Here is a 13,951-nt window from a genome sequence, read left to right as displayed (position 1 = left end):
ACTACGCCAATGCCCCGCCTTACTCCGGTTACGCCCAACCAATACCCACTTATCGAACAACTGGCTCACCAAACATGGCCCATTACCTTTGGTGAAATTCTGACTACCGAGCAGATCCAGTACATGCTCAATTGGATGTACAGCCCGGACGCTATCACCGAGCAAATCGACCAGAAAGGGCATGTATTTCTACTGGCCGAAAGCGACGCGGGCGAGCCACTCGGGTACATTTCTTACGAACTGACGGTCAATGAAAAGCCCGTTACGAAGGTTCATAAAATATACCTGCTGCCCGCTTCACAGGGACAGGGCATCGGCCGGATGATGATCGACTATGTGGCGAAGCAGGCCGAAAAAGCAGAGGATGTTGCGTTGCAACTCAACGTCAACCGCCAGAACAAAGCGGTGTCGTTTTACGAAAAAATGGGCTTTGAGGTCGTCGGAGAGGAAGATATCGACATTGGCAACGGCTTCCTCATGGAAGATTACATCATGATGAAACGGCTGTAACTTTTCTACCCTATCAGTTATCGCTCAGATTCCCTTTCACCGAGTCATAGTTGTCTTTGAGCCGTCCCATCTCTTTCGCCAGAAACGTTTGTAGCTGTTTGTTGAATGACTCTTTCTCATCAGCCGACAGGCTTTCGTACAAGTCTTTCAACTCCTGATTGATTGCCGCCCGTTCGGCATCGGTAGCCGCGTTGATCGAGCGAACATGGTATCGCTTAAAATCGTAAGTCATACGTCGTAAACAAGAGAACGCCGACTACCAGTTTCTGCTGGCAGTCGGCGCTTATGATTGTCAATTTAATTTACTGAGCCAGATCGCGCAGTTCCTGAAGCCGGGCCTTCTCGACCCGCCCCGACACAACGATACTGATCTCGTAGAGCAACGCCAGCGGCAGCGCTACCAGAATCTGGCTATACAAATCGGGCGACGGCGTGATGACACCAGCAATGATCAGAATGACGATCCAGGCATGCTTGCGGTATTCGCGCATGAACTTCGGCGTCACCACCCCCACTTTCGACAGCACAAACGCGATAATCGGCATCTGAAAAATCAGCGCACAACCCAGCGACAGCGTTACAATCGTTGAAATGTACGACGTGATGTCGATGTTGTTCTGAATCTGGGGCGACAGCCGGTAGTTAATCAGGAAGTTGACGGCCAGTGGCGTCACGATGAAATACCCGAACAACAGCCCAAGCGCGAACAGGATAGAGACGTAGAACACACCCCCGCGAGCGGCCTTTTTCTCCGACTGCCGCAGACCGGGTTTGATGAACCGCCAAACCTCCCAGAAGGCATACGGAAAGGCAAAACACAAACCGATGAAGAACGACGACGTCATCGACATCGTGAACTGATCGGCGAATCCCAGCGCCTGCAATTTGAAATCCAGCGATTTGACGCACAAATCTGCGTACCCCGTGTAAGCAGCCAGTTTACACATCTGCTGGTACGTCCAGAAACTGGTTTTCGCCGGACCCAGCAGCACATTGTCGAATATTTCCTCGATGAAAATAAACGCGATGATGGTAAACACCAGAATGGCTCCTGCCGCCCGGATAATGTGCCAGCGAAGCTCTTCCAGATGGTCAAGGAACGACATTTCCTTGCCTTCCGAGTCAACTTCCGGGTCTGTCAATTGGTCAAGTGGCATTGTATAACAATGAGCGAAAGAGTGAATGAGTGAAAGAGCGATTGAATGATTCGCGGCTTTATTTCGCTCTTTCACTCATTCACTCTTTCGCTCTTTAACTTTTAAAGAGCGGAAATGCTTTCATCCACTCGTTGATTTCTTCTTTTACGGTGGCCAGCGTAGCCGCGTCGTCGTGGTTCATCAGCACCCGGTCGATATATACGACGATCTGCTCCATGTCCGATTCATTCAAACCACGTGTCGTCATCGCAGCCGTACCCACGCGCATCCCCGACGTGACCATCGGCGACTTATCGTCAAACGGCACCATGTTTTTGTTGATGGTGATGTCTGCTTTAATAAGCGTGTTTTCGGCCAGTTTACCCGTCAACCCTTTCGAGCGCAGGTCGATCAGCATCAGGTGGTTGTCTGTACCGCCCGAAATGATCTGATAACCACGGCTCAGGAAGGCAGCGGCCATTGCCTGCGCGTTGGCTTTCACCCGAACCGCGTAATCGTGGAAATCGTCGGTCAGGGCTTCACCGAAGGCAACGGCTTTAGCTGCGATGATGTGCTCCAGCGGACCACCCTGCGTGCCGGGGAAAACGCCCGAATCGAGCAGCGACGACATCAGGCGGGTTTCGCCCTTCATCGTTTTGATACCGAACGGATTCTCGAAATCGTCGCGCATCATAATCATACCACCCCGTGTGCCGCGCAACGTCTTGTGCGTTGTTGTCGTCACAATGTGGGCGTGCGCCAGTGGATCGTTCAGCAGTCCTTTCGCAATCAAACCCGCCGGGTGCGACACGTCGGCCAGCATGATAGCACCAACCTCGTCGGCGATGGCGCGCAGCCGGGCGTAATCCCAGTCGCGGCTGTAAGCCGACGCACCACAAATCAGCATCTTGGGCCGCTCACGCTTAGCGGTTTCTTCAACCACGTCGTAGTTGATAACGCCCGTTTCACGCTCTACACCGTAGAAGGTTGGCCGGAAGTATTTACCCGAAATATTTACGGGCGAACCGTGCGTCAGGTGACCGCCGTGCGACAGGTCGAAGCCGAGAATCGTGTCACCGGGTTGCAGACAGGCCAGGAACACGGCCGTGTTGGCCTGTGCGCCCGAATGCGGCTGTACGTTTACCCAACCGGCACCGAACAGTTCTTTCGCCCGGTCAATAGCAATCTGCTCGACCTGATCGACCACTTCGCAACCGCCGTAGTAGCGTTTGCCCGGTAGTCCTTCAGCGTATTTGTTGGTCAGCACACTACCGGCGGCTTCCATCACCTGTGGCGATACAAAGTTCTCAGAAGCAATCAGTTCGATACCCGACTCCTGCCGGTGTTTTTCCTGGCTTATCAGGTCAAAAATCTGCGTATCGCGGGTGGTTGTCGTTGCGGTCGTCATTCGCTTGGTTTATTCAATTCGTGAACAGACTGGCTACCTACCGGCATGGCTGACAGGCAACCAGTTATTTATAGCAAAGGTACGCCAGAAAACGGTTGCACGCCGAAGATTTTCTGGCACTACCGCACCTCTACGATCCGTTCCAGCGGTTCGCTTTCGCTGACGGTACCGTCGGTATAGGTAGCGACAACGCTGAGTATGTACCGCCCCGACTGTACGGTTGCCGGGACGTTAAGCGCAGGCGGATAATCACCATTGTACGACTGGTTGCTGAACAAAAATCGGGTCGACTGGCCTGAATTATCAATTGATGTCAGCTTTATGTCCAGCTTGACCCGAGACTCACCCCAACTATACAGCTGCGGCCAGATTGTCGCAAAATTATGTTGCCCGCGCACCAGTACAATCGGCTTGGTTTCCGACGCAGTTGTCAGTTCGTTGTTAATACGGCCTACAGCTGGCTGAAGTTCGTCCCGGAGCACGACTATTCGTTGCTTCGTCGACATGGTCTTGCCCTGAAACAATACGGCTATGTCGTAGTATCCTGGCTGTATAGTAGCGGGCAAAGCAGTGGTCAGCGACCAGCCGTAGGGCGAAATACTGGTGGGTTTTATACGTGTCGTCTCTCCGCTGCTTCGACGCAGTAAAACCTCAGGCGCGTCGTCGGCGAACAGATTGCTACCCGCAAGCGTCAGCGACTGCCCCACGGTTAGCGCTCCCCATAATTCGTTAACGGACGGCGTCCCTTTCTGGAACGTTAGTTTCTGTGGAGCCGTCGCGGTGCGACCACTTTTTTTCTGCAAGGCTACAATATACTCCCCTGGCCTGACGCGCTGGGGTGTTTCCAGTATGTACTGATTACCATCAACCTGACAACCTACCCGTAAACTATCCTGCTCCCCTGTGTCTGTGCGCGTCAGCAGAACCACTCCTCCACCCTTGCCATCAGTCGTGTTATCGATCCGCACCGCCAGCGACTGACCAATCGTTGCTTTCGTTTGGTTGTCGATGAAGCCGATCGCCAGTGGTCGGGGCTGTTTCACAACAAATTTATACGCATTGCTTTTCGTCTCGCTCAACACGTAGACCAGCTCCGCTCCTCCGATACATAGATCCACGCGCTTGTGATCTTCCTGCCATACGCTGCTTCCAGCCGAGGTCTGAAACGACATTTTTTCAAACGTCAGCGACGACGGACTGTCAGGTACCGTCAGCACGATCTCTTTTTTGACCTGATCGATACTGATGTTTTCACTGGGGAAGCCGGGGATGGTTACTCCCAGTAATCTTACCCCATCGTCGGCGGGCGGCACATCGGGCTGGCGACGGGTGCAGGTCGCCAGCAGGCTGACTAGTATAGTACAGACACTGATCTGACGGTAGTACGCGGATAGTTTCATTGGTATATGGATAGCAAGAACGCAGCCAATGTACCGTTTTTACCGCCTTTATCCAGCCCGCAAACAAGAAAAAAGGAGAGCCGTTACCAGCTCTCCTTTTTCGACTAAACTGTCGTTAACCTATTGTGCGTGTGCCATTTCGATATCCGGCTTCGACTGATCGGCCAGCGTCACTTTGCCGCGCTCTTTACGAACGATGCGCGAATAAAGCGAGATCTCCTGATCGAACAGGAAGCGGAAAAACAACCTGACGTACGACGTGTGGTATTTCAGCGTATCGTAGTACTCGGGAGCCGATTTCCGGATTTCGGGTAGCCGGTTCCAGGGGATCGACGGGAAATCGTGGTGCTCGTTGTGAAATCCAACGTTCAGGTTCGGCGTGTTCAGCACACCGTAGTAGCTGTACGTCTCCTGATTCGGGTCGAGCGTCAGGTAGTGCTCCTGAATCCAGCGAGCACCCAGTGGGTGCAGCCCTACCGAGAAGAACAGGCAAAGCAGCATGAATGCCAGCGCTTTCCAGCCAAACAGCACGACGATCAGCACGTCGAACGCCAGTTGCACGACGATGTTCAGGGCAACCCATTTGTCGATAACGGCCAGTTCGCGGCAACGGATCGTGCGGATTGCCTGAAAGATTGGGAAGAACAGCAGCCAGAGGGCTTTACCAATCGCGTAGTTGTTTATGAGCTTGGCTTCGTACCAGTCTGGCAGGTCGGCATCTAACTCATGGACGCCCTGGAACGCGTGGTGTTTGATATGAAAATTCTTGAACGACAGGGCCGTTGGCAATACCGTCGGCAGGTTAGCGAAGATCGCGGCCCAGGCGTTGGCCGTCGGCTTGCGGAAAATCAGGTTGTGGGCTGCTTCGTGGATGCAGACAAACAGCGTATGGGCCGGGAAAGCACCAATGAACCAGGCCGCAGCAACGACGATCCACCACGACTGATCGCGCACCAGCCAGGCGATACCCGTCATCATGGTTACGCAGCCCAGAATTACCCAGAACGTGCGCGGGTTTTTCTGCCCGATCATCCGCTTGATGTCTGGATGCGCCTTCAGAATTTGACGGGTACGAATACGGTGCGGTTCGGAAGCCGTCGACTGAACAAAATTGGTAAACTGTGTCATGTTGTAGTCCGGGAAAGCAGGACAAGTTCAATAGTAAAGAATGGTAAAAATACAAAAACGCACTGGCACACGTTCACGTTTACCGCACTTTCGACCAATTTTAACTTATTTATCACGCAAAAAAGAAAGGCGGCACTTAGTTAGTACCGCCTTGTCCGATTAGGTTGATTCAACAAAAAGCGTGTAGTGGATGAATGGGATGAATGGAGGAACAAGCAAATTAATAGCCAATCGGAAAGGAGTAGCCAACGGATAGAGCGACGCCCTGGTTACGAATGTTTACGTTGACAACCGGCACCTGAATCTGGCGGTTGAAACCGTAGGTGTAGCGTCCTTCGATAAAGAGTTTACCGGCCCCGGCGTCCATCGCCAGCCCCAGTCCGCCCGTCGCGCCGATATCCCACCGATTCAGGGCACCGCCGTAATTAACATCGACGTCGATGGGGCGGGTTGTAATCAGGGCCGTGGCGCGGGTTCTGACGCGGCCATCCAGTGCGTAGCCCACCGACGGACCGGCGATGAAATAAGGCTGCACAGCTCCCTGCGTCAGATTTACTTTCAGCAGCAGCGGCACTTCAAGGTATTGCGACTGGTAGGCGATGCGGGCACCAATCGGCAGGGCAAAGCCGCCCAGATTCAGTTCCATCCCCTGCTTAACCAGAAAGCCTTTCTGAACGTACGCTACTTCCGGCCGGAACGAGACAACATCACTCAGCGGAATATCGAGGAAAACGGCTCCCGTTGGGCCGGGCGAGGGGTGAAACGACGACGTCAGCGCGCCCAGATAGCCGGGGTTCGAGGTGAAGCCCCAGTTGGCACCGCCCCGGACGCCGACCTGCACCTGTGCAGAAGCCGACGATCCAATAAACACACCCAACGCAGCGAGACCAGCAAGCACAATTCGTTTCATGGTAATACGTAAAAAAGTGTAGTGAATGGAAACTGATTGTGTAAAGTGTCACCGATAGGCCTTCTGCGTTTTTGTGTAATCTGCCGGTTTGACAGCAGTACCTGCGGAAAGATTAATGGGGCGGAAAAACTTTTTTTATGCCTGTTCCATTGCGCCCTGTTACCCCGCAACCAGGCGGTTGGTTGCATACTGACAGGGCATCCTGTTTATTTGTCAGTTCGGGCTTTGGACTTTTTCCCGAAAACATTGCCCACTTTTTTATCTTTACTAGGTAACTCCGACACTGACCGGTCTATGCACTACATCAAGCCGACGAAATTCAGCTTCCTACCTCGCTTCCTGATGCCACTTGATGTGCTGGGTTTGTTTGAGCGCGATCCGTTCGGCAACTCGCTACTACTGCGCCGGATGATTATCGGTATAGTCGGTTGGGTTACGTATGGGCGCTACACGGTCGTCAACCGGATTCAGATCGAAGGAACGGAGCATCTGGAAAATCTGCCGATCAACAACGTCCTGTTTTTATCGAATCACCAGACCTATTTCGCTGATGTGATCGCCTTTTTTCAGATTTTCTGCGCGGTAAAATGGGGGTTCAAAAACACGCTGCTGCCGCCCATGTACCTGTTGGGGCCACGCGCCCGGCAATACTATGTAGCTGCTGCCGAGACAATGAATCAGGGCTTACTGCCGCGTATTCTGGGGCAGGCCGGGGCACTAACCATCGAACGGTCATGGCGGGCCGATGGACGTGATGTAAAGCGGGAAGTCGATACGTCGGCCAATGACAAGATTGCCACGGCACTTCAACACGGCTGGGTCGTGAGTTTTCCGCAGGGGACAACCAAGTCGTATGCCCCCGTTCGCAAGGGCACGGGACACCTGGTCAAAAACCTCGACCCAATCGTGATTCCGGTCGTAATCAATGGATTCCGCCGGGCGTTCGACAAAAAAGGACTACGCTTAAAAAAAAGAAACACACTGCTGACAGTGCGTTTTAAAGCTCCATTACAAATCAGCCCCGACGACACCGTCGATGACATCGTTGCTAAAGTCCGCCACGCCATCGAGCAAGACACGCCGGAGTGGGTCAAGTGAAAGGAGAGGTTTACGGTTTTCAGTGTACGGTTTACGGCCACCGGCTGTACCGAATTTTCACCGTAAACCGTATACTGAAAACCGTAAACCCTTTAGATCAGCCAACGGAAGACAGTGTAGAGGGTGAAGGAGAGCAGGATCGAGACGGGGAGCGTCAGGACCCAGGCGAGGGCAATGTTGCGGACGGTACCGAATTGCAGGTTTTTAACACCCTTGTTAGCAACCATACTACCCGCAATACCCGACGACAGGATGTGGGTAGTACTGACGGGCAGGTGCCGCCACGACGACAGCGCGATCATCAGCGCAGCGACCAGCTCGGCAGATGCGCCCTGTGCGTAGGTCAGGTGCTGCTTACCAATTTTCTCGCCCACCGTCACTACGATCCGGCGCCAGCCGATCATCGTACCCAGACCCAGCGACAGCGCCACCATAAAGATTACCCACAAAGGAGCGTAGTCAGTAAAGCGACGAATGCCCTTTTCTTCGCCCAGACTGTCGCGCAGCATTTTCATCTGATTCGGGCTTAGATTGGCGCCCTCATCAACCGAGATCTTGCTCATGTGGCTGTTGATCAGCAACAGATCGCGCCGAACGTTGAGCCGTTTTTCCTTCGAAATCTGGTTGTTGGTCGTTTGTGAACTGGCAACGAGTGTTCTCAGATTAGCCAGCTCCTGCTTCGTCTCCGCCAGCCTTTCCCGGTTTACCGACGATAGCTGAGCAGGGTTCAGTGCGGCAATTGTCTGTTCGATACCGGTGATATTGCTTTGCAGCAGTTTGGGATCAATGTTGGGATTGACGGCGAATTGAAACGGTACGATACCGATCAGAATCAGCATAATCAGGCCCACACCCTTCTGACCGTCGTTGCTGCCGTGGAAGAAGCTAACCAGCGAACAGGTAGCAACCAGAATACCCCGAATCCAGGACGGTGGCGGGGTGTTTTTCTTCGGCTCTTTGAACAGCTGATCTTTCGTTTCTTCCGGTACGATCTTGCGGATCAGAAACATCAGCACAATAACTAGGCTGAAACCCAGCAGGGGCGACAGCAGTAATGCCTCACCCGTTTCGATGGCTTTCTCCCAGTTGACAGCTGAACCGCCTTCCGTATTTTCCGGCATGGTCGAGAACGCTAGGCCGACGCCCAAAATAGAACCGATGAGTGTGTGTGAGCTGGAACTAGGCAGGCCAAAGTACCACGTACCGACGTTCCAGATAATGGCGCTAAGCAGCAGGGCCATGACCATTGCAACGCTGTGATATACGTTCTGATCGACCAGCAGTTCGACGGGCAGCAGGTTGACAATACCCATCGCGACGCCGATACCGCCCAGCAGTACCCCGGCAAAGTTGCAGATACCCGACCAGACGACGGCCACGGTTGGCTTCAGCGAATTAGTGTAAATAACGGTGGCTACAGCGTTGGCCGTGTCGTGAAACCCGTTGACGAATTCAAACGCGCAGGCAGCAAAAAGACTGATGAAGAGGAGGATAAAAACGTCCGTTTCTAATCCAAACATTGGGTGGGTGAGCTTCGTGTAACAGCCAACAACGAATTCGTCGGCTTAGATGCCGCAAAAGTACGGCAAACGAAGGAGAGCGATATTACCCCAATATTAAGTACTGACGCAATGTGTTACGGCTCTTGTACTTACAGCAAAGGCACGTAACGTTTTATTGATCCGTCGATTCGGTAAAGGCACCCGGCGCGTTAGAGCGACCAGCTCAGACAGTCTGTTTTACGGTGCCCTTCTCTTTACCTGCCAGTTGACCACAGGCCGCGTCGATATCCTTACCCCGGCTCCGGCGAACGTTTACAATCACACCCTTACTATCCAGATAACCGGCGAATTTATCGAGCGTCTGGGGGTCCGTACTTTTGAAATTGGCTTCGGCGATCGGGTTGTATTCGATGATGTTCACCTTCGCCGGTACGCGCTTCGTAAACCGCCACAGTTCCTGCGCGTCCTGTAGCGTGTCGTTGAAATTGTAGAACAGGATGTACTCGAACGTGATGCGGGTGCCGGTTTTCTGGTAGAAATAACTCAGCGCGTCGCCCAATGCTTCCAGCGTATTGCTTTCGTTGATGGGCATAATGGTGTCGCGCTTGGTGTCGTTGGCTGCGTGCAGCGACAGGGCCAGATTGAATTTCACCTGATCATCACCCAGCTGCCGGATCATCTTGGCAATACCCGCCGTCGACACCGTAATTCGCTTCGGCGACATGCCCAGCCCCGTCGGCGAGGTAATCCGGTCGACGGATTCCAGCACGTTTTTGTAGTTGAGCAGTGGCTCGCCCATGCCCATATATACGATGTTCGACAGCGGCACGTCGTAATTCTGTTTGGCCTGTCGATCGATCGCTACTACCTGATCGTAGATCTCGGCGGCATCGAGGTTTCGCTTGCGGTCCATGTAGCCCGTAGCGCAGAACTTACACGTCAGCGAGCATCCTACCTGACTCGACACGCAGGCGGTCATGCGATCCTGGTCGTCGTGGCGCAGCGCCGGTATCAACACACCCTCAACCAGATTTCCATCGTACAGCTGAAACGACGATTTGATCGTACCGTCGTTGCTGCGCTGCTCCTGATGCACCGACAGGGACCGAATCTCGAAATGCTCAGCTAGCAGCGCGCGCGTCTGCACCGACAGATTGCTCATCTGCTCAAACGACTGCGCTGACTTTTTCCAGAGCCACTCGTGAATCTGTTTGGCCCGAAATCCCTGCTCGCCATGCTGCTTAAGCCAGTCAGTCAGTTGCGGTACGGTTTGCTTGCGAATATCCTGTTTCATGTGTTAAAGAGCGAAAGAGTGAGAGAGCGAAAGAGTGATTGCGCTGGATAATCGCTCTTTCACTCTTCTGCTCTTTCGCTCTTTATATTTTCTGCCTTCCACTTTTTCCCGGCGTCGAGGCCCTTTGGTACCCATACGGCGGCCCGTTCCATGACGAGGGGGGCAATTGGCCGGACGTACGGGTAAAGCAACGCACCGTCGACGTGGCGGGGCGGAAGTTTTACGTTCATATAGCTTAACAGCCAGAGGATCACACTAATTCCAAACAGCCACGTAAAGAAGCCAACTGCGGCCCCGGCTACGCTGTCGAACGTGCCCAGTACCGAAAACTTGATCGACCGACGCAGCGCAAAGCCCATCTGATTGACCATATACACGGTAGGAAAGAAGATGACGGAGAAACCCAGCCACGGCAGCAGTCGCCGGGCCATTTCACGGCTGATATACGGGCTGAGTAGTTCGATACCAAACGCCAGAAACTTGAACCCGACAATCATGGCCACGATAAACGCAATAACGGCCACGACCTCCACCAGCAACCCTTTCCGATAGCCGTTGAACACACCCCACGCGAGGGGAATCAGCATTAGTAGGTCGAGCGTTGTCAACTGTCAAAGAGTGAAAGAGCGAAAGAGCGAAAGAGTGACTTCCAGCGCATTCGCTCTTTCACTCTTTCATTCTTTCGCTCTTTAATTTAAAAGACTTTTTACGGCCGCAGAGATCGCCTTACCATCGGCCTGACCGGCCAGCTCTTTCGTGGCAGCGCCCATCACCTTACCCATATCCGACGGGGCCGACGCACCGACGCGGGTGATAATGGCCTGTAATTTGGCCTTCAGCTCGTCTTCCGACAGTTGCTTGGGCAGGTACTGCTCGATCACCGCGATTTCGGCTTCTTCCACGCTGAGCAGGTCGGCGCGGTTTTGCTGCCGGTAGATGTCGGCCGAATCTTTCCGCTGCTTCACGGCTTTGGTTAGAATCCGGGTTTCGTCTTCTGGTTTCAGGTCGCCAGATTGGCCTTCTTTAGTTTCTTCAAGCAGAATCATGGATTTTACGGCCCGCAGTGCGCGCAACTTGTCCTGATCTTTAGCCAGCATGGCCTGCTTAATATCGGCGTCGATTTGTTGTTTGAGAGACATTGTTAAAGAGCGAAAGAGTGAATGAGTGAAAGAGCGATTTACAGCCGCGTTGAAGCGGCTACCAACAAATGCGCTCCTTCATTCTGAACCTTCATTATTTCCGCAAAGTTACAAAACAGGCAGGGCCTTTTGTAAGAATCGCTCTTTCACTCATTCACTCTTTCGCTCTTTAGGCACCGATGACCCGTCTGTCTGTTAATATCAATAAGATTGCTACGATCCGCAACGCTCGTGGCGGCAATAACCCCGATCTGGTAAAAGTCGCGCTCGATTGCGAACGCTTCGGCGCACAGGGTATCACGGTTCACCCCCGCCCCGACGAGCGGCACATCCGCTACCAGGATGTGCTGGACCTTAGCCCGGTGCTGACTACGGAATTTAACATCGAGGGTAATCCCGACGACCGGTTTATCGAACTGGTAAAACGTGTAAAACCTGCGCAGGTAACGCTCGTTCCCGACGCACCCGACGCCATTACGTCCAACGCCGGCTGGGACACTATCCGCCACGCCGACCACCTACGGAAGCTGATCGATACGTTTAAGGCCGACGGTATCCGCGTGTCGATTTTCGTGGATGCCGACGAGCGAATGGTCGAAGGAGCAAAAGCCGTGGGTACCGACCGCATCGAGCTATACACCGAACCCTACGCCACCGGCTACCCGGACGACCGCGACGCGGCTGTGGCTCCGTTTGTCCGGGCTGCGCAGCGGGCGCACGAGCTGGGGCTGGGCCTGAACGCCGGGCACGACCTGAGTCTGGAGAATCTGCGTTTCTTCAACGAACAGGTGCCGGGCCTCGACGAAGTATCCATCGGTCACGCGCTCATCAGCGACGCGCTGTATTTGGGCCTCGAAAACACAATTCAACTTTATCTCCGCGAACTGGCCTGATGGTAAAAAAACTCAGCATCGACACCTTTTTGGCGCAGGCTCAGGCGTTACCGGTGATCGACGTTCGATCGCCGGGGGAGTTTGAGCACGCCCACATTCCAGGCGCTGTCAGCATTCCCCTATTCGACAACGACGAGCGCGCGCTGGTCGGCACGAAGTACAAGCAGGCGGGAAAAGACTCGGCGGTACTGCTGGGGCTGGGCATGGTCGGCCCCAAGCTGGCTGACTTCGTGAAGCAGTCGCGCCGGTTGAATCCGCAGCAGAAAGAGGTGCTTGTACATTGCTGGCGGGGCGGTATGCGGAGCGGTTCGTTTGCGTGGCTGCTCGACACCGCTGGCCTGACCGTATCGACGCTCGTGGGGGGTTACAAGGCGTACCGTAATGCCGTATTGGATGCTTTCGCGCAACCCCGCCAACTCATCATCTTGGGCGGCAAAACGGGCAGCGGCAAAACCGATATTCTGCACGAACTGGCGCGGCAGGGCGAGCAGGTGATCGATCTGGAAGGGCTGGCGCACCACAAAGGTTCGTCGTATGGGGCTATCGGGCAGAAGCCGCAACCCGCCACGGAGCAATTTGAAAACCTGATTTTTCAGGATTGGCGCAATCTGGATGCGAACCGTCGTATCTGGCTCGAGGATGAAAGCCGCAACGTAGGCTCGTGCTTTATCCCGATGCCGCTCTGGCAGCAGATGCGAGCCGCTCCCGTCGCCTTTGTCGATGTGCCGAAGTCAGTGCGAATTCAGCGGCTCGTGCAGGAATACACGGGTATCGATCACGCACTGCTCGTTGATGCAACCGAGCGAATCCGGCGTCGGCTGGGCGGCAAAGTAACGCAGGATGCGCTTGATGCGCTCGCCCGCTTCGACTACGCGACCGTTGCCGACCTCACGCTCGATTATTACGACAAAGCCTATTTACACGGACTGTCGCAGCGCGACCCGGCCACAATCAGTACGATACCGATTTCGACAGACGCTCCAACGCAAACGGCCACGCAGCTCATCGAATGGGCCGATCAGCAGTCGTCTGTTGTACCAGCTTAATTGGCTGGCTTCTTCTTTACCGATGCGTTCATCCGCAGCACAACGTCGCGCTTGTTGATCGACAGTCGCCATACCGCTAACGGCGTTTTCTCGGTGCCGAAGCAGGTCTGACAAATGGCGTTTTCCGTTGGCACGGCCGCGTTGTAGATATAGGTTGTGTCGCTTATCTTCTGGATGTTGGCGATCTGCGGCTGCTTCTGCTCGGCATTGTATAGATACGCATCGAGAATTTCGCGTTCCTTCGGATCGAGCGTTTTGTTTTGCACATCGGCCGGACCAAGCAACCGAACCGTCATGCCGTATTTCTTGCTGATGGCGTTGAGCCGGGGTAGGTTCTGCAACTGGCAAAGCTGCTGCTTGCGCACTTGCGCCACTGCTTTTGCCAGGCTGTCGGCCAGTTCTTTCTGCACGACTGCCGTTACTTTACCGCCCAGTTCATCGACCGTTTCAACCAGATCCGCGTTCGTCACGCGTTTGATCTTCATAT

15 protein-coding genes are annotated in these 13,951 nt (G+C 54.0%); 4 read left to right on the top strand and 11 right to left on the bottom strand.

Annotated features, from left to right (window positions below):
- Nucleotides 1-9 precede the first annotated feature (9 nt).
- Nucleotides 10-510 carry a GNAT family N-acetyltransferase gene (locus HH216_RS07825; protein WP_169550316.1) on the top strand — a complete coding sequence of 167 codons (501 nt, stop codon included), beginning with the start codon at nt 10-12 and terminating at the stop codon, nt 508-510.
- 13 nt (nt 511-523) lie between these two features.
- On the opposite strand, the gene HH216_RS07820 is transcribed toward HH216_RS07825, so the two are convergent.
- The 6 genes from HH216_RS07820 to HH216_RS07795 form a co-directional block, all read right to left on the bottom strand.
- Nucleotides 524-742 (bottom strand): hypothetical protein, encoded by a 219-nt coding sequence (locus tag HH216_RS07820; protein ID WP_169550315.1) that lies wholly within the window; start codon nt 740-742, stop codon nt 524-526.
- Nucleotides 743-812: 70 nt separating this feature from the next.
- Nucleotides 813-1,667, bottom strand: a complete 855-nt coding sequence (gene tatC, locus HH216_RS07815; protein WP_169550314.1) for a twin-arginine translocase subunit TatC — start codon at nt 1,665-1,667, stop codon at nt 813-815.
- A 94-nt stretch (nt 1,668-1,761) separates the two neighbouring features.
- The gene (locus tag HH216_RS07810; RefSeq protein WP_169550313.1) at nt 1,762-3,054 is read right to left on the bottom strand and encodes a serine hydroxymethyltransferase; all 1,293 of its coding nucleotides are present in this window, start codon (nt 3,052-3,054) and stop codon (nt 1,762-1,764) included.
- Nucleotides 3,055-3,173: 119 nt separating this feature from the next.
- Entirely contained in the window at nt 3,174-4,454 is a 1,281-nt protein-coding gene (locus HH216_RS07805; protein ID WP_169550312.1) for a hypothetical protein, read from the bottom strand.
- A 120-nt stretch (nt 4,455-4,574) separates the two neighbouring features.
- Nucleotides 4,575-5,582: a fatty acid desaturase gene (locus tag HH216_RS07800; protein ID WP_169550310.1), complete on the bottom strand. Its 1,008-nt coding sequence runs from the start codon at nt 5,580-5,582 to the stop codon at nt 4,575-4,577.
- A gap of 220 nt (nt 5,583-5,802) precedes the next feature.
- Nucleotides 5,803-6,492, bottom strand: coding sequence for a porin family protein (locus tag HH216_RS07795; RefSeq protein WP_169550308.1), 690 nt, complete (start codon nt 6,490-6,492; stop codon nt 5,803-5,805).
- 294 nt (nt 6,493-6,786) lie between these two features.
- On the opposite strand from HH216_RS07795, the gene HH216_RS07790 reads away from it, so the two are divergent.
- The gene (locus tag HH216_RS07790) at nt 6,787-7,590 is read left to right on the top strand and encodes a lysophospholipid acyltransferase family protein (protein WP_169550306.1); all 804 of its coding nucleotides are present in this window, start codon (nt 6,787-6,789) and stop codon (nt 7,588-7,590) included.
- Between the two features lie 92 nt (nt 7,591-7,682).
- Here the strand turns inward: HH216_RS07790 and HH216_RS07785 are convergent, their stop codons facing one another.
- From HH216_RS07785 to HH216_RS07770, 4 genes are all read right to left on the bottom strand, one after another.
- Nucleotides 7,683-9,110 carry an inorganic phosphate transporter gene (locus tag HH216_RS07785; RefSeq protein WP_169550304.1) on the bottom strand — a complete coding sequence of 476 codons (1,428 nt, stop codon included), beginning with the start codon at nt 9,108-9,110 and terminating at the stop codon, nt 7,683-7,685.
- 205 nt (nt 9,111-9,315) lie between these two features.
- A complete protein-coding gene (gene rlmN / locus HH216_RS07780) occupies nt 9,316-10,386 on the bottom strand; it encodes a 23S rRNA (adenine(2503)-C(2))-methyltransferase RlmN (protein ID WP_169550302.1) in 1,071 nt (356 codons plus the stop codon).
- Between the two features lie 59 nt (nt 10,387-10,445).
- Nucleotides 10,446-10,973 (bottom strand): CvpA family protein, encoded by a 528-nt coding sequence (locus HH216_RS07775; RefSeq protein WP_169553300.1) that lies wholly within the window; start codon nt 10,971-10,973, stop codon nt 10,446-10,448.
- A 102-nt stretch (nt 10,974-11,075) separates the two neighbouring features.
- Nucleotides 11,076-11,525, bottom strand: a complete 450-nt coding sequence (locus HH216_RS07770; RefSeq protein WP_169550300.1) for a GatB/YqeY domain-containing protein — start codon at nt 11,523-11,525, stop codon at nt 11,076-11,078.
- A 179-nt stretch (nt 11,526-11,704) separates the two neighbouring features.
- Between HH216_RS07770 and HH216_RS07765 the strand changes: the two genes are divergently transcribed.
- Together HH216_RS07765 and mnmH are read left to right on the top strand one after the other, a co-directional pair.
- On the top strand, nt 11,705-12,418 hold the full coding sequence (locus HH216_RS07765) for a pyridoxine 5'-phosphate synthase (protein ID WP_169550298.1): 714 nt from the start codon (nt 11,705-11,707) through the stop codon (nt 12,416-12,418).
- Nucleotides 12,418-13,464, top strand: coding sequence for a tRNA 2-selenouridine(34) synthase MnmH (gene mnmH, locus HH216_RS07760; RefSeq protein WP_169550296.1), 1,047 nt, complete (start codon nt 12,418-12,420; stop codon nt 13,462-13,464). Before HH216_RS07765 ends, mnmH begins: the two co-directional genes overlap by 1 nt.
- Here mnmH and HH216_RS07755 read toward each other — a convergent pair.
- On the bottom strand, nt 13,461-13,949 hold the full coding sequence (locus HH216_RS07755) for a hypothetical protein (RefSeq protein ID WP_254448727.1): 489 nt from the start codon (nt 13,947-13,949) through the stop codon (nt 13,461-13,463). The two genes, mnmH and HH216_RS07755, sit on opposite strands and share 4 nt — an antisense overlap.
- Nucleotides 13,950-13,951: the final 2 nt, after the last annotated feature.

The sequence above is a fragment of the Spirosoma rhododendri genome (assembly GCF_012849055.1).
In the GTDB taxonomy this organism is placed as follows: domain Bacteria; phylum Bacteroidota; class Bacteroidia; order Cytophagales; family Spirosomataceae; genus Spirosoma; species Spirosoma rhododendri.
The sequence above is the reverse complement of the archived record's forward strand: the minus strand, read 5'-3'. Positions and strand labels throughout refer to the sequence as shown.